Annotated in this window: 14 protein-coding genes; 9 read left to right on the top strand and 5 right to left on the bottom strand. The window is 60.7% G+C overall.

Going from position 1 to position 14,298, the window contains the following annotated elements; translation table 11 throughout:
* Positions 1 to 132 precede the first annotated feature (132 nt).
* Positions 133 to 561, top strand: coding sequence for a DUF4160 domain-containing protein (locus H096_RS09675; protein ID WP_033897887.1), 429 nt, complete (start codon positions 133 to 135; stop codon positions 559 to 561).
* Positions 558 to 1,028: a DUF2442 domain-containing protein gene (locus H096_RS09670; protein ID WP_033897885.1), complete on the top strand. Its 471-nt coding sequence runs from the start codon at positions 558 to 560 to the stop codon at positions 1,026 to 1,028. Before H096_RS09675 ends, H096_RS09670 begins: the two co-directional genes overlap by 4 nt.
* Here the strand turns inward: H096_RS09670 and trmA are convergent.
* Both trmA and H096_RS09660 read right to left on the bottom strand, forming a co-directional pair.
* A complete protein-coding gene (gene trmA / locus H096_RS09665; RefSeq protein WP_033897884.1) occupies positions 1,011 to 2,090 on the bottom strand; it encodes a tRNA (uridine(54)-C5)-methyltransferase TrmA in 1,080 nt (359 codons plus the stop codon). The two genes, H096_RS09670 and trmA, sit on opposite strands and share 18 nt — an antisense overlap.
* A complete protein-coding gene (locus H096_RS09660) occupies positions 2,087 to 3,382 on the bottom strand; it encodes an NCS2 family permease (RefSeq protein ID WP_033897883.1) in 1,296 nt (431 codons plus the stop codon). Before H096_RS09660 ends, trmA begins: the two co-directional genes overlap by 4 nt.
* A 173-nt stretch (positions 3,383 to 3,555) precedes the next feature.
* On the opposite strand from H096_RS09660, the gene H096_RS09655 reads away from it, so the two are divergent.
* The 4 genes from H096_RS09655 to H096_RS09640 all read left to right on the top strand — a co-directional run bounded on the left by H096_RS09655 (position 3,556) and on the right by H096_RS09640 (position 7,771).
* Entirely contained in the window at positions 3,556 to 4,002 is a 447-nt protein-coding gene (locus H096_RS09655; RefSeq protein WP_033897881.1) for a DUF4879 domain-containing protein, read from the top strand.
* 96 nt (positions 4,003 to 4,098) lie between these two features.
* Positions 4,099 to 4,605 (top strand): 2Fe-2S iron-sulfur cluster-binding protein, encoded by a 507-nt coding sequence (locus H096_RS09650; protein WP_033897879.1) that lies wholly within the window; start codon positions 4,099 to 4,101, stop codon positions 4,603 to 4,605.
* Complete coding sequence (locus tag H096_RS09645; RefSeq protein WP_033897878.1) at positions 4,602 to 5,591, top strand: xanthine dehydrogenase family protein subunit M; 990 nt, start codon at positions 4,602 to 4,604, stop codon at positions 5,589 to 5,591. Before H096_RS09650 ends, H096_RS09645 begins: the two co-directional genes overlap by 4 nt.
* Positions 5,588 to 7,771 (top strand): xanthine dehydrogenase family protein molybdopterin-binding subunit, encoded by a 2,184-nt coding sequence (locus tag H096_RS09640; protein WP_033897877.1) that lies wholly within the window; start codon positions 5,588 to 5,590, stop codon positions 7,769 to 7,771. Before H096_RS09645 ends, H096_RS09640 begins: the two co-directional genes overlap by 4 nt.
* Here the strand turns inward: H096_RS09640 and H096_RS09635 are convergent.
* Complete coding sequence (locus H096_RS09635) at positions 7,768 to 9,009, bottom strand: MFS transporter (protein ID WP_033897876.1); 1,242 nt, start codon at positions 9,007 to 9,009, stop codon at positions 7,768 to 7,770. The two genes, H096_RS09640 and H096_RS09635, sit on opposite strands and share 4 nt — an antisense overlap.
* Before the next feature lie 318 nt (positions 9,010 to 9,327).
* On the opposite strand from H096_RS09635, the gene H096_RS09630 reads away from it, so the two are divergent.
* The 3 genes from H096_RS09630 to H096_RS33030 are packed head-to-tail and all read left to right on the top strand — an operon-like array spanning position 9,328 to position 11,959.
* Positions 9,328 to 10,770: a cytochrome ubiquinol oxidase subunit I gene (locus H096_RS09630; RefSeq protein WP_033897875.1), complete on the top strand. Its 1,443-nt coding sequence runs from the start codon at positions 9,328 to 9,330 to the stop codon at positions 10,768 to 10,770.
* 1 nt (position 10,771) lies between these two features.
* Positions 10,772 to 11,779 carry a cytochrome d ubiquinol oxidase subunit II gene (cydB, locus tag H096_RS09625; protein WP_015885994.1) on the top strand — a complete coding sequence of 336 codons (1,008 nt, stop codon included), beginning with the start codon at positions 10,772 to 10,774 and terminating at the stop codon, positions 11,777 to 11,779.
* Between the two features lie 12 nt (positions 11,780 to 11,791).
* Complete coding sequence (locus tag H096_RS33030) at positions 11,792 to 11,959, top strand: DUF2474 domain-containing protein (protein WP_010206690.1); 168 nt, start codon at positions 11,792 to 11,794, stop codon at positions 11,957 to 11,959.
* A gap of 78 nt (positions 11,960 to 12,037) precedes the next feature.
* On the opposite strand, the gene H096_RS09620 is transcribed toward H096_RS33030, so the two are convergent.
* Both H096_RS09620 and H096_RS09615 read right to left on the bottom strand, forming a co-directional pair.
* A complete protein-coding gene (locus tag H096_RS09620; RefSeq protein ID WP_033897874.1) occupies positions 12,038 to 13,162 on the bottom strand; it encodes a class I SAM-dependent methyltransferase in 1,125 nt (374 codons plus the stop codon).
* 160 nt (positions 13,163 to 13,322) lie between these two features.
* Positions 13,323 to 14,033: a LuxR family transcriptional regulator gene (locus tag H096_RS09615; RefSeq protein ID WP_033897873.1), complete on the bottom strand. Its 711-nt coding sequence runs from the start codon at positions 14,031 to 14,033 to the stop codon at positions 13,323 to 13,325.
* Positions 14,034 to 14,298 lie beyond the last annotated feature (265 nt).

Raw genomic sequence — 14,298 nt, 5'->3', positions numbered from 1 at the left:
GGTTACAACCCGGCATTCGCCGGGTTTTTTGTGCTTACTAATCTGTGAAACAGCTCTGGGAAATGGAGCCGGTTGTCGGGTGACAAGGGAAAATTGTTACTGGGCGGAAAATAACCTAACGGATGGGTTACGATGCGAGTAGGCACTTACAAAGGCTATGTGATTTCGGTGTTTATCAGGGATGAGCATTGCCCGCCCCATGTGCATGTGCGGGGGAGCGAATGGGATGCGCGCTTTCGCTTCAGTTTTCTGCATGGGGAGGTGGAGTTATGGGATGTAGAGCCTGAGCGGTGGCAGCCACCCATGGCGGTTTTGAAAGAACTACGCGGGGCGATCATGCAGCGGCACTACTTGGCGCGGGCACGCAGGATCTGGTGGGAGTACCTGCAAACGGTCTGCCTGGAGAATCATTCCTGGGATTGGGAGGCTCGCGAAGTGTTGCCTGGGCTGATCATTCAGCCGGGTGTTTATGTGATCGCGCGTGCCCGGCACGATGTCGTGGGGCAGAAAACCATTTTGAATCTGGTCAGAGCGCCGGGTTTTGTGGAGATTGAACTATGAAGCAAATCGTAAAAGCCAAAGCTGTACCTTATAAACCGCTCACTGAGGCCGACGTCGAAAAGGCGATAGCCCGAGGGCGCAAGACACGGCACCTTTATGCCCGCGCCAGCTCTGTGCGTTATGAAGACAACTGCATTTCCATCGGCTTCAGCGACGGCAGTCGTGTGGTACTGCCAGTGGCTGGCCTGCCCGAGTTCGAGGGTTTTTCCCTGGAGGACTTTGCGCAGCTGGAAGTCGGCTTTGGCGGCAAGGCGCTGTGCTGCGAGGCCCAGGACCTGGACGTTTCAGTCACGGGCCTGATCGCCACCAGCAAACCGCTGATGGACCTGGCCACCAGCCTGGTGGCTTCGCGCAACGGCCGCAAAAGCAGCGCCGCCAAAGCCGCCGCCGCCCGTGCCAATGGCAAGAAGGGCGGGCGGCCGCGCAAGAAGGAACCGGAAGACGTTGAGTTACCGCCGGGTCAATAACACCCCGGACTCCATATGGTGCGTCCACGGGAACTGGTCAAACATCGCACACTGGGTGATCTTGTGCGTGTCATGCAGTTGCGCAATGTTCGCCGCCAACGTCTCCGGGTTGCAGGAGATGTACAGGATGTTGTCGAAGCGCCGGGTCAATTCGCAGGTGTCCGGGTCCATGCCGGCGCGCGGCGGGTCGACGAACACGCTGCCGAATTCATAGCTTTTCAGGTCGATGCCGTGCAGGCGACGGAACGGACGCACTTCGTTCAGCGCTTCAGTGAGTTCTTCGGCTGACAGGCGCACCAAGGTGACGTTATCCACCGCGTTTTCATCGAGGTTGCTCAGGGCCGCATTCACCGAGGTCTTGCTGATTTCGGTAGCCAGTACTTTGCGCACGCGGGTGGCCAGGGGCAGGGTGAAGTTGCCGTTGCCGCAATACAGCTCCAGCAGATCATCCGGGCGATCACCCAGGGCTTCATAAGCCCAGTTGAGCATCTTCTGGTTTACCGTACCGTTGGGCTGGGTGAAGGCGCCTTCGGGTTGGCGATAGCTGAAGGTGCGGCCGCCCACGTCGAGTTTTTCCACCACGTAGTCATGGCCGATCACATCGCGCTTGCCCTTGGAGCGGCCGATGATGCTGACATTCAAGTCAGCCGCCAGTTGGTTAGCGGCGGTGTGCCAATGCTCGTCCAGCGGGCGGTGATAGCACAGGGTGATCATCGCGTCCCCGGCCAAGGTTGTGAGGAACTCCACCTGGAACAGCTTGTGGCTCAGGGCTGCGCTGGCTTGCCAGGCGGCCTTGAGTTGCGGCATCAACTGGTTGATACGCAGGCTGGCGATGGGGAATTCTTCGATCAGGATCGGCGTGCGCTTGTCGTCCTGGGAGAACATCGCGTAGTGGCGTTCGCCGCCTTCGCGCCACAGGCGGAACTCCGCGCGCAGGCGGAAGTTCTGCAGTGGCGAGTCGAAGACCTGCGGCGCTGGCGCGTCGAACGGGGCCAGCAGGTCACGCAAACGCGTGACCTTATCTTGCAGTTGAGCGGTGTAGCTTGCGGCGTCAAAAGTCATGCGTTGAACCAGCCCAGCTTGATCACAAACAGAATCGACAGAATCACCAGCGCCGGGTTCAGCTCACGGTAGCGGCCCGAAAGCAGCTTGATGGCGGTCCAGGCGATGAAACCGAAGGCGATGCCGTTGGCGATGGAATAGGTGAAAGGCATCGCCAGGGCGGTGATCACCACCGGCGCTGCAACGGTAATGTCGTCCCAGTCGATTTCAGCCAGGCCCTGGGTCATCAGCACCGCCACGAACAGCAGTGCCGGCGCAGTGGCGAAGGCCGGTACGCTGGCGGCCAGCGGCGAGAAGAACAGTGCCAGCAGGAACAGGATCGCGACCACGATGGCGGTCAAGCCGGTACGGCCGCCGGCGCTCACGCCCGCAGCCGATTCGATGTAGCTGGTGGTGGTCGACGTACCCAGCAGCGAGCCGGCCATGGCGGCGGTACTGTCGGCGATCAGTGCACGGCCCATTTTCGGCATATGGCCGTCCTTGCCCATCAGGCCCGCACGCTTGGCCACGCCGATCAGGGTGCCGGAGTTGTCGAACAGGTCAACGAACAGGAAGGCGAAGATCACGCTGACCAGGCCGATGTCCAGCGCGCCTTTGATATCCAGTTGCAGGAAGGTCGGGGCCAGGGAAGGCGGCATCGAGACAACGCCACCGAACGCGGTGACGCCCAGCAGGATCGAGACGATGGTCACCGCCAGGATGCCGATCAACACGGCACCGCGCACCGCCAAGGCTTCCAGGGCGACGATCAGGATAAAGCCAAACGTAGCCAGGATCGGAGCGGGTTTTTTCAGGTCGCCCAGGCCCACCAGGGTGTTGGGGTTGCCGACCACGATCCCGGCGTTGTGCAGGGCGATCAACGCCAGAAACAGGCCGATACCGGCGGCAATCGCCGAACGCAGGGGCAGTGGGATGGCGTTGATGATCCATTCACGAATACGGAAGATCGACAGCAGGAAGAACAGCACCGCCGAAATAAACACCGCACCCAGCGCCACCTGCCAGGTATGGCCCATGTGCAGGACCACGGTGTAGGTAAAGAAGGCGTTGAGGCCCATGCCCGGCGCGAGGGCGATCGGGTAGTTGGCGATCAGGCCCATCACGGTCGAACCGATGGCAGCGGCCAGGCAGGTCGCGACGAACACCGCGCCCTTATCCATGCCGGTCTCGCCGAGGATGCTCGGGTTCACGAACAGAATGTAGGCCATGGCCAGGAATGTCGTGATGCCCGCGAGAATTTCGGTGCGCACGTTGGTGTTGTGTGCCTTGAGTTGAAACAGCTTTTCCAGCATGCCGGCTCCCTGTGACGCTCTGTGGCGTCGTGATTTGTTGACCTCTAAGTCAAAGCACAAACTGCGCCAAGCGCCTGTGGTTTCAGAGAGGATCGGAAAAAGCGGCGCATCATACCAGCAGCCGAGGCCTTGAGGCATACTGCGCCGACGTTTAAACGAAGGTCACTTGCCGCATGAAAAACCCCAGCCCGTGGAGTCTAGCCCTGATCCCCTGTATCGGCCTGTTGCTCGGCGCAGCACCGGCCTGGGGCGCGACTGCACCGCCGTTGAGCGAAGTGCGTGTGTTCCAGGTCGAGTCGGCAGCGTGTAAGGAAAGCATCCCCGAGCGCGCGCAGAGCACACAGATGTGTACGCACCGTGGGCCTACCAAGGTTTCCGTCATGGAGGTGGGCCTGGGTAACAACCCGATGGGCCGCTTCGATGGCGCCGAATTGAATGGGCAACGTACGGCGGTTTGCCAGGTCGGCAACATCAGCGAAGTGTGCAACGGCGTGGGCACACTGATGGGCTACATCTATGTGTTTGACCTGAATGTCGAGGCCCAAGGCTGGTTCCAGTACAGCAATTCCTCGATCAACCCGCCGCAAAATACCCTGACCACGCAGCTCAATATCCGCTGATCAATCAGCTTGAACGCTCAATACCCCGGGCAGTCGTACCCCTGAGACGGCGACTTTCCTGAACGCCGCGGATGTACACCAACCCGTGAGGTGTTTATGAGCGCGACCCCCAATGGCGCGACGGCCCAGCCGTTCGTCAGCCACTCGATACGCCTGCGCCTCAACGGCCAGGATCGTCAGCTGGACGTGTTGCCCTGGACCACGCTGCTTGACCTGTTGCGCGAACAGCTCGACATGGTCGGCAGCAAAAAAGGCTGCGACCACGGCCAATGCGGTGCCTGCACGGTGCTGCGCGACGGCAAGCGCATCAATGCCTGCCTGACCCTGGCGGTGATGTGCGACGGTGCCGAGCTGACCACCATCGAAGGCCTGGCCGACGGCGACCAACTGCACCCGATGCAGCAAGCTTTCATCAAGCACGACGCCTTCCAATGCGGTTACTGCACCCCTGGCCAGATCTGTTCGGCGGTTGGCCTGGCCAATGAAGGCCGTGCGCACGATACCGCCCAGATTCAAGAGCTGATGAGCGGCAACCTGTGTCGCTGCGGCGCCTACAGCAATATTCGCGATGCCATTGAAGACGTCGTGGGAGGTGAGCGATGAATCCCTTCCACTACAGCAAGCCGGCCGATGTGCAGGAAGCGGTGCACCTGAGCAGCGCCGCCTCGCGGTTTATCGCGGGTGGCACCAACCTGCTGGACCTGATGAAAGAAAACATCAGCCGCCCCGAGCATCTCATCGACATCACAGGGCTGCCGTTAAATGAGGTTCAGGCAACCGCCGAGGGCGGACTGCTGATCGGCGCCCTGGTGAGCAACGCCGACCTGGCCTGGCACCCGCTGATCGAACAGCGTTACCCGCTGCTGTCCCAGGCCATCCTCGCGGGCGCCTCGCCGCAGCTGCGCAATATGGCCAGTACGGGCGGCAATCTGTTGCAGCGCACCCGTTGTTACTACTTTTATGACGCCACTGTGCCGTGCAATAAGCGCGAGCCCGGCAGCGGCTGCCCGGCACGCACGGGGTTGAATCGCATTCATGCCATCCTCGGCGCCAGTGAACAGTGCGTCGCGACCCATCCTTCCGATATGTGCGTGGCGTTGGCGGCGTTGGAAGCGCGGGTGCATGTCGAAGGTCGTGCAGGCGCTCGTGTTATCGAGTTTGCCGACTTCCATCGCCTGCCCGGCGATGCGCCGCAGCGTGACAACCAGTTGGCTGACGATGAGCTGATCACCGCTATAGAACTGCCCGCCGACAACCTGGCGAGCCACAGCAACTACCTGAAAATCCGCGACCGCGCTTCCTATGCGTTCGCACTGGTGTCCGTTGCTGCAGCGTTGGAGCTGGACGGCGACCGCATCGTCGACGCGCGCCTGGCCCTTGGCGGCGTGGCCCACAAACCCTGGCGTGATCGTGCCGTGGAAGCCGCGTTGATCGGCCAGCTCGTCAGCCGCGAAACCTTCAGCCACGCCGCCGATGCGCTGCTGCAAGACGCCGAACCCCTGGAACACAACGGCTTCAAGATCAAGCTGGCACGCCGGGGAATTATTCGTGCCCTGAGTGATGCGGCCGTCGCAGGAGAACGCCCATGACCGCTATCGGCAAACCCTTGGACCGGGTTGACGGTCTGCTCAAGGTCACAGGTAAAGCGCGTTATGCCGGTGAGTTTCCCGAGGAAGGCCTGCTGCATGGCAGCGTGGTGTCCAGTACCGTTGCCAAAGGCCGCGTGTTGCGCATCGATGCTTCCAAGGCACTGGCCCTGCCGGGCGTGGTGGCGGTGATCCATCACCTCAACCGCCCCAAAATCGCTAGCTACGATGACGCCTTCCAGGACGCCGACGCCGCGGACGGCTCGCCGTTTCGTCCGCTCTACAACCATCGCGTGCTGTACAGCGGCCAGCCACTGGCCCTGGTGATCGCCGACAACCTTGAACTGGCGCGGCATGCGGGTTCACTGGTGGACATCGAGTACGAAACCGAAGCCTTTGAAACCGACCTGCTGGCCCTGCAGGATCAGGCCCACGCCTCGCCGCAAACCCCGCCCGAACCGCGTGGCAACTTCCAGGCCGAATGGACCGCTGCCGCCGTCAGCCTGGATGTGCACTACAGCACGCCCATCGAACATCACAACCCGATGGAGCCCCACGCCAGCACGGTGCTGTATCAGCCGGACGGCACCCTGCATATCCATGACAAGACCCAGGGCCCGCAGAACTGCCAGGCCTATGTGCAAAAAGTCTTCGGCCTGGATAAAAGCCAGGTGCGCATCTTCGCCGCGTTTGTTGGTGGCGCGTTTGGTTCCGGCCTGCGCCCGCAGTACCAATTGCCGCTGGCCGTGATGGCCTCGTTGGCGCTCAAGCGTTCGGTGCGGGTCACGCTGACGCGCCAGCAGATGTTCACGTTTGGCTATCGCCCGCGCACATTACAGCGCCTGCAACTCGGCGCCGCCGCCAACGGGCGCTTGCTGGCATTGGGGCACACAGCCATTGGCCAGACCTCGCGCTTCGAAGACTTCAGCGAACACGTCGTGGAATGGAGCGGCATGCTCTACCACTGCGACAACGTACAGCTGACCTACAAACTGGTGCCCCTGGACGTGTTCACGCCGTTGGACATGCGTGCGCCCGGCGCAGCCCTCGGCGTGATCGGCCTGGAGTGCGCCATGGATGAACTGGCCTGCGCACTGGGTATGGACCCGGTACAACTGCGGCTGATCAACTACGCCGAACGCAACCAAAACGAAGACAAGCCCTGGTCGAGCAAAGCCCTGCGCGAGTGTTACCGTGAAGGCGCCGAGCGATTTGGCTGGAGCCAGCGCAACCCGGAGCCGCGCAGCATGCGCGATGGCCGCCAGTTGATTGGTTGGGGCATGGCCGGCGGCGTGTGGGAAGCCATGCAGATGAAGGCCAGCGCCAAGGCGCGCCTCGATGCGCAAGGCAAGTTGACCGTCAGCAGCGCCACCACCGATATCGGCACCGGGACTTACACGGTGATGACCCAGATTGCGGCCCAGGCCAGTGGTGTGGCGGTCGACGACGTGGCATTTCTGCTGGGTGATTCATCATTGCCCACCGCGCCGTTGCAGGGCGGTTCATTCACCGTGTCCTCCGTCGGCACTGCCGTGCAGCAAGCCTGCGAGGCCTTGAATGCCAAACTGCTGAACATCGCACGGCAGACTTACCCGGTGTTCAAGGACGCCGAAACCGTGCGCTTCGAAGAGGGCCAACTGCATACCGGCGACGTGAGTGTGTCGCTGGCACAGTTGGTCAAGGACAGCGGCGAAGATGCGCTGGAGATGCAGGTCGACAGTGAGCCCGATAAAAAACGCGAGGGCTACAGCACGGCCACCCACTCAGCTGTCTTCGTCGAAGTGCAGGTGGATGAAGACCTGGGCACCATCAAGGTTCGTCGGGTAGTCAGCGCGATTGCCGCCGGGCGAGTGGTCAACCCGAAGATGGCCCGCAGCCAGATCCTCGGCGGGGTGGTGTGGGGCATCGGCATGGCATTGCATGAAGAAACCCAGATCGACCATCAGTTGGGGCGCTATATGAACCATAGCCTGGCGGAGTACCACATTCCGGTTAACGCCGATATTGGCGACATTGATGTGGTGTTTGTCGATGAACCCGACGAGATCGTCAATGCCTTGGGGTCCAAGGGCGTCGGTGAGATTGGTATCGTCGGGGTCGCAGCGGCGGTGGCCAATGCGATTTATCACGCCACCGGCAAGCGGGTGCGGGAATTTCCCATCACCCTCGACAAGGTGCTCTAGACCTTCGAAGGTTCTTCCACGGGCACATGCATGCGGTCACGGTTGGCCAGGGTCGGGAACAGCTTGATCCAGACCCCGGTCACCACCAGCGTACCGATCCCGCCCATGACCACGGCGGGCACGGTGCCGAACCAGTGGGCGGTAATCCCGGATTCGAACTCGCCCAACTGGTTGGACGCGCCGATAAACAGGCCGTTGACCGCACTGACCCGCCCGCGCATTTCATCCGGCGTCTCCAACTGAACGAAGGACGCGCGGATCACCATGCTGATCATGTCCGCCGCGCCCAGCACCACCAGCACCGCCAGTGAGAACCAGAACGAGGTCGATAGGCCGAAGGCGATGGTCGCCACGCCGAACACGCCGACGGCGGTGAACATCACACGGCCCACATGGCGGTCCACTGAAAAGCGCGCGAGCCACAGTGACATCAACAACGCGCCCACTGCCGGGGCCGAACGCAGCAGGCCCAGGCCCCAGGCGCCCGTCAGCAGGATGTCTTTGGCAAACACCGGCAGCAACGCGGTGGCGCCACCCAGCAGCACGGCGAACAGGTCAAGGGAGATGGCGCCGAGGATGTCCGGGCGGCTGCGGATGAAGCGGATGCCGGCGAGCAGGGAGTCCAGGGTCGCCTTGCCTTTGTTGAGTGGCGTCTGGCGGGCGGGCAAATTCAGGGTCAGCACGCAGGCGATAAAGTACAGCACCACCGTGGGGCCATAGACCCACACGCTGCCAAACGCGTAGAGCAATCCGCCGAGGGCCGGGGCGACGATGGTTGCCAGTTGCTGGGCCGACTGCGACGAGGCCACGGCTCGCGGGAATAAAATGCTGGGGACGATGCTGGGCAGCATCGCCTGGGTGGTGGGCATTTCAAACGAACGCGCGGCACCGAGCAGGAAGGCGAGGATGAAGATCATCTCGCGGGTCACATTGCCGGTCAGCCCGCCGATGGCCAGGGACAGTGCGATCAACGCCTGCACGGTCTGGCAGATGGCTGCGACCTTGCGCCGTTCATAGCGGTCGGCCACATGCCCGGTGTGCAGCATGAACAATACGCGTGGCACGAATTCCACCAGGCCGACCAGGCCCAGGTCCAGCACATTGCCGGTCAGTTGGTAGAGGTTCCAGCCGATGGCCACGGTGAGCATCTGGAAACCGCTGGCGGTGAAGATACGCGCCAGCCAGAACGCGATGAAAGGGCGGTGGTGACGCAACAGCAACGCGGGTTCACTAGGCATCGGGGGTTCAGGTCAGGGCCGGAGGGAACGCCGAGATTATCATCAAGTTGTAACAGATAGTTGCAAGAACTGATCTGAGGCAGTCTGTCACGCGGCAAAAGACCACGCCGTCCTACATCGAAAATGGGACTACTCTTTCAGCAATGCTTGATCCAGATCAATGTCCGCCCGGACATCGGCCTGGCGGCCTCAGGGCCAGATTCCCTACGCAGTGGGTTAAAAAAAGAAACGAATTCAAATTCGCCAGACTCCATATCCGTGGGGGCAGTGGGTGCAGGCTCCCGCCAGCAGCCGGTATTACCTGACAGAGGAAGACTTATGTTCGGTTTGGAGGCGCTAGATCTCGCCCGAATTCAATTTGCATTCACCATCTCTTTCCACATCCTGTTCCCGGCGATCACCATCGGCCTGGCCAGTTACCTCGCGGTGCTGGAAGGTTTGTGGCTCAAGACGCACAACGACACCTACCGTGACCTCTACCATTTCTGGTCGAAGATCTTTGCCGTCAACTTCGGCATGGGCGTGGTCTCCGGGTTAGTCATGGCCTACCAGTTCGGCACCAACTGGAGCCGCTTCTCGGACTTTGCCGGCGCCGTCACCGGGCCGCTTCTGACGTACGAAGTGCTCACGGCCTTCTTCCTCGAGGCCGGTTTCCTGGGCGTAATGCTGTTCGGCTGGAACAAGGTGGGGCGCAACCTGCACTTCTTCTCCACCGTGATGGTGGCTGTGGGCACCTTGATTTCCACGTTCTGGATCCTCTCGTCCAACAGCTGGATGCAGACGCCCCAGGGCTTTGAAATCATTGATGGCCGCGTGATCCCGACCGATTGGTTCGCCGTGGTCTTCAACCCCTCGTTCCCTTATCGCTTGGCGCACATGGCCACGGCGGCGTTCGTAGCGACTGCGTTCTTCGTCGGCTCCTCGGCGGCCTGGCACTTGCTGCGAGGCAAGGACAACCCGGCGATCCGCAAAATGCTCTCGATGGCGATGTGGATGGCGCTGATCGTCGCGCCTATCCAGGCCGTGATCGGTGACTTCCACGGCCTGAATACGTTGAAGCACCAGCCGGCGAAAATCGCCGCGATTGAAGGTCACTGGGAAAACATCGGCAACGAACCGACGCCGTTGATCCTGTTCGGCTGGCCAGACATGAAAGAGGAAAGGACCAAGTACGCCGTCGAGATCCCGTACCTGGGCAGCCTGATCCTCACTCACTCCCTGGACAAACAGGTGCCGGCGCTCAAGGAGTTCCCGCCTGAGGACCGCCCCAACTCCACCATCGTGTTCTGGTCGTTCCGGGTCATGGTCGGCCTCGGCTTCCTGATGATCTTCACCGGCCTGTTCAGCCTCTGGCTGCGCCGGGGCGACAAGATGTATACGTCCAAACCGTTCCTATACCTGGCGTTGTGGATGGGCCCGTCCGGCTTGATCGCGATTCTTGCCGGCTGGTTCACCACCGAGATCGGCCGTCAGCCGTGGGTGGTCTACGGCTTGATGCGCACCGCGGATGCGTCCTCCGGGCATAGCCTTGCTCAGATGACCATCACCCTGGTGTTGTTCGTGGTGGTGTACTTCGCGCTGTTCGGTGCAGGCCTGGGCTACATGATGCGCCTGGTGCGCAAAGGCCCTGTGACCCACGAAGGCACCGAGCCAACCCACGGTGGCCCTGGCCAGAAACGCACACCGGCCCGTCCGTTGTCGGCTGCCGATGATGATGGCAACGATGACGACCACACCCACATCCAGCACAAGGGGCATTGAGATGGGCATTGATCTTCCGCTGATCTGGGCCGTGATCATCATCTTCGGCATCATGATGTACGTGGTCATGGACGGCTTCGACCTGGGTATCGGCATCCTGTTTCCGTTTATCCCCGGCAAGACCGACCGCGACGTGATGATGAACACCGTGGCCCCGGTCTGGGACGGCAACGAAACCTGGCTGGTACTGGGCGGCGCGGCGTTGTTTGGCGCATTCCCGCTGGCCTATTCGGTGGTGTTGTCGGCGCTGTACCTGCCGCTGATCCTGATGCTGATCGGGCTGATCTTCCGTGGCGTGGCGTTCGAGTTCCGCTTCAAGGCCAAGGACCACAAGCGTCACCTGTGGGACAAGGCGTTTATCGGCGGCTCTCTGGCAGCGACGTTCTTCCAGGGCGTGGCACTGGGGGCGTTTATCGACGGCATCCCCGTGGTGAATCGCCAGTTTGCCGGTGGTTCACTGGACTGGGCCACGCCGTTCACGATGTTCTGCGGCGTGGCGCTGATCGTGGCCTATGCCTTGCTGGGCTGCACCTGGCTGATCATGAAGACCGAAGGCCCGTTGCAGGAAAAGATGCACAACCTGGCGCGGCCATTGGCCTTTGTGGTGCTGGCGGTGATCGGCATCGTGAGCATCTGGACGCCGTTGACCCACCCGGAAATCGCCTCGCGGTGGTTCACCCTGCCGAACCTGTTCTGGTTCCTGCCGGTGCCGATCCTGGTATTGGTGACCATGTACGGGCTGATCCGCGCGGTGGCACGGAATGCGCACTACACGCCGTTCCTGCTGACGCTGGTGCTGATTTTCCTGGGCTACAGTGGTTTGGGCATCAGCCTGTGGCCGAACATCATCCCGCCGTCCGTGTCGATCTGGGACGCCGCCGCGCCGCCGCAAAGCCAGGGCTTCATGCTGGTCGGCACCCTGTTCATCATCCCGTTCATCCTGGGCTACACCTTCTGGAGCTACTACGTGTTCCGCGGCAAGGTTACCCACGAAGACGGTTATCACTAGGAGGGTCGTTTCATGTCCGGCAAACCTTCGTTGCACGAGATCGAACAGGCCGAGAAACAGCCGTTGTGGCGGCGCCTGGGGTGGCTGGCGATGATCTGGACCGGCAGTGTGCTGGCCCTGTTCGTCGTGGCCAGCCTGATGCGCATGTTCATGAATGCGGCGGGCCTGACCACGCACTGACATCCCGATCCGGGCCTTGCGGCCCGGTTTTTCAACCCTGCTTTTCGCGAGAGAAGCAGGGTTTTTTATTTGCGGGCTTTATTTACGGGCTTTGAGGATCACGAATTTTGGCGTGGTGGCGACTTGCTCGACACCCCGGAACAACCGCGCCAGCTTGGTGTGATACCCCAGGTGGCGATTGCCGACGATATAGAGGGCACCGCCGACCACCAGCGCTTCACGTGCCTGCTGGAACATGCGCCAGGCGAGGAAGTCACCGACCACCTGTTGCTGGTGGAAGGGCGGGTTGCACAGCACCACGTCCAGCGAACCGGGCTCCTGGCCAGCCAGGCCATCGGCGGCACGTACGATGACATCGCGATCACCGAGGGCGGCTTGCCAGTTTTCGGCCGCCGATTGCACCGCCATATAGGACTCGTCCAACAGGGTGTAGTGGGCGTCGGGGTTTTGCAGGGCGCTGGCAATCGCTAATACGCCGTTGCCGCAACCCAGGTCAGCCACACGGGCGTTGCCCAGGTTTTTCGGCAGGTGGGGCAGGAACGCACGGGTGCCGATGTCCAGGCTTTCGCGGCAGAACACGTTGGCGTGGTTCAGCAGTTCGATTGCCGGCGTATCCAGGGTGTAGCGGGTGGGGTAGGGCGAAATGGCTGCTGGGCGGTCTTCAACAGTGGCGATCAGCAGTCGCGCTTTTTTCACTGCGAGCGACGCCTGCATCGGTCCGATATAGCGCTCCAGCAACTCGCCTGCCGCCCGTGGCAGATGCTTGATCATCGCCCCGGCGATGACTTGGGCTCCTGGCGCGAGTTGGCCTTGCAAGCGGATCAGTTGTTCTTCCAGAAGCGCCAGGGTTTTAGGCACGCGGATCAACACACAGTCAAAAGGGCCTGCCGGAACCTGGCTGGCGGGGATGAATGCCACTGCATCAAACGCCTTGCCGTTACGTACCAGGTTCTTCTCCAGGCCCTGGGCCGCCAGGAACGAGTCACCGCTGGACGCGACCTGCACCTGCCCCTGAAGGCTGGCGGCCAGGGCGCCGAAGCTGTCATTGAGCACCAGCACGCGGGTTGCATTCGTCGGTTTCTGTTCGGCCAGATGATTGAGCAGGTATTCGTCGGCGGCATCGAAGGCTTGCAGCGGATCGTTATGTTGCTCTGGCTGGCGGATCAGATCGAGCTGGGCGAAGGGGCTTTCGAGCAGGGGCATGGCGGGGGAGGCTCTGGGTCAACGATGGGTGGGTCGGCAGTCATGGGCCGAACCGTCTGAGTGTACTGCGCGCGGCACCTGGGGGGCTGCTCAACACTCAGAATGGGTCGCAAATGTTACGTTTTTTTCAAAGGGAATACATGCAGTGTTTCTTGGGCGGTTAAATAATCCCTTCTTGCGCGGCACGAAGCACGGCGGCGATCTTGTTGTTGACGCCCATCTTCTTGAGGCAACTGCACACATGAAAACCTACTGTCCGTTCGGACAGGCACAGGATGGCCGCGATGTCCGCCGCTGTCTTGCCCATGCCCGACCACATGAGCACTTCTATTTCCCGTGGGGTCAATTTGCTGGTGGGGTTGACGCTTTGGCCCTCGGCATACTTTTGCGCCAGTACCGCGTGCATCGCATGACAGAGCCACAGCAGCATGCCCGCCTTTTCGTACAGTTCCTCCGGACTCACTTCGCCCTTGTCGCGGCTGAGGGTCAACATGCTGAACACGCCCCGGAAATCATGCACGGTGAGGGTTACCGCCCTGTGCACCCCCAAGGTTTGGGCTAAAGACCAAAGGCTTGGTATCTCTTTGAATAATTTCTCCTCCCAGATAATCGGCAATAAACTTGCTTTGCAGTGTTTAACAATGGGATCAACTTCCAGGAATTTTGCTTCGTCGTAGATTTTTTTCCACTCGTTTGAATGGCTGGTGAATTCAATTGGCTTTATTTGGTTTTTGGTTAGCTGGGAACTCATCTTGAAAGAACAATGTTTGAAACCCAGTTCATACGTTTTGTTGATCACCATTTCAAACACACTGGTGACCTCGTTTTCACCTTCCAGCTTGGGAAGGCGCGTGGTTTGCCATTTGAGCATAGGTCACTCTCCATGGGGGTCTCCTTGACTTGGGGTACGTCCTGAACCCCCAAAACTGCACGAAAATCAGTGTAGGACAACGGCTACGCTGCGAGAGGAAAATTTTGCTCTTGCGAACTGATCTTTAATAGTTTTTTGCAAAAGTGCTCGTTAGCTCTTTAACGGGTTAGTTGGAAAAGTAGCGGTTTATTAGTGAGTTGTAGACCTTGTAACGATCGACTAAGGATGGTCTGAAGTAGGCCGCTATTTTTCGACTGCTGAGCCA

This window comes from Pseudomonas sp. FH1 (genome assembly GCF_000510895.2).
Taxonomy (GTDB): domain Bacteria; phylum Pseudomonadota; class Gammaproteobacteria; order Pseudomonadales; family Pseudomonadaceae; genus Aquipseudomonas; species Aquipseudomonas azotoformans_A.
This window is presented reverse-complemented; position numbering and strand designations above follow the sequence as displayed.

Coding starts and splice junctions, on each gene's coding strand:
- H096_RS09615 (WP_033897873.1), bottom strand. CDS start 14,033: ATGCTCAAATGGCAAACCACGCGCCTTCCCAAGCTGGAAGGTGAAAAC.
- H096_RS09650 (WP_033897879.1), top strand. CDS start 4,099: ATGAGCGCGACCCCCAATGGCGCGACGGCCCAGCCGTTCGTCAGCCAC.
- H096_RS09640 (WP_033897877.1), top strand. CDS start 5,588: ATGACCGCTATCGGCAAACCCTTGGACCGGGTTGACGGTCTGCTCAAG.
- H096_RS09670 (WP_033897885.1), top strand. CDS start 558: ATGAAGCAAATCGTAAAAGCCAAAGCTGTACCTTATAAACCGCTCACT.
- H096_RS09630 (WP_033897875.1), top strand. CDS start 9,328: ATGTTCGGTTTGGAGGCGCTAGATCTCGCCCGAATTCAATTTGCATTC.
- cydB (WP_015885994.1), top strand. CDS start 10,772: ATGGGCATTGATCTTCCGCTGATCTGGGCCGTGATCATCATCTTCGGC.
- trmA (WP_033897884.1), bottom strand. CDS start 2,090: ATGACTTTTGACGCCGCAAGCTACACCGCTCAACTGCAAGATAAGGTC.
- H096_RS33030 (WP_010206690.1), top strand. CDS start 11,792: ATGTCCGGCAAACCTTCGTTGCACGAGATCGAACAGGCCGAGAAACAG.
- H096_RS09655 (WP_033897881.1), top strand. CDS start 3,556: ATGAAAAACCCCAGCCCGTGGAGTCTAGCCCTGATCCCCTGTATCGGC.
- H096_RS09660 (WP_033897883.1), bottom strand. CDS start 3,382: ATGCTGGAAAAGCTGTTTCAACTCAAGGCACACAACACCAACGTGCGC.
- H096_RS09675 (WP_033897887.1), top strand. CDS start 133: ATGCGAGTAGGCACTTACAAAGGCTATGTGATTTCGGTGTTTATCAGG.
- H096_RS09620 (WP_033897874.1), bottom strand. CDS start 13,162: ATGCCCCTGCTCGAAAGCCCCTTCGCCCAGCTCGATCTGATCCGCCAG.
- H096_RS09645 (WP_033897878.1), top strand. CDS start 4,602: ATGAATCCCTTCCACTACAGCAAGCCGGCCGATGTGCAGGAAGCGGTG.
- H096_RS09635 (WP_033897876.1), bottom strand. CDS start 9,009: ATGCCTAGTGAACCCGCGTTGCTGTTGCGTCACCACCGCCCTTTCATC.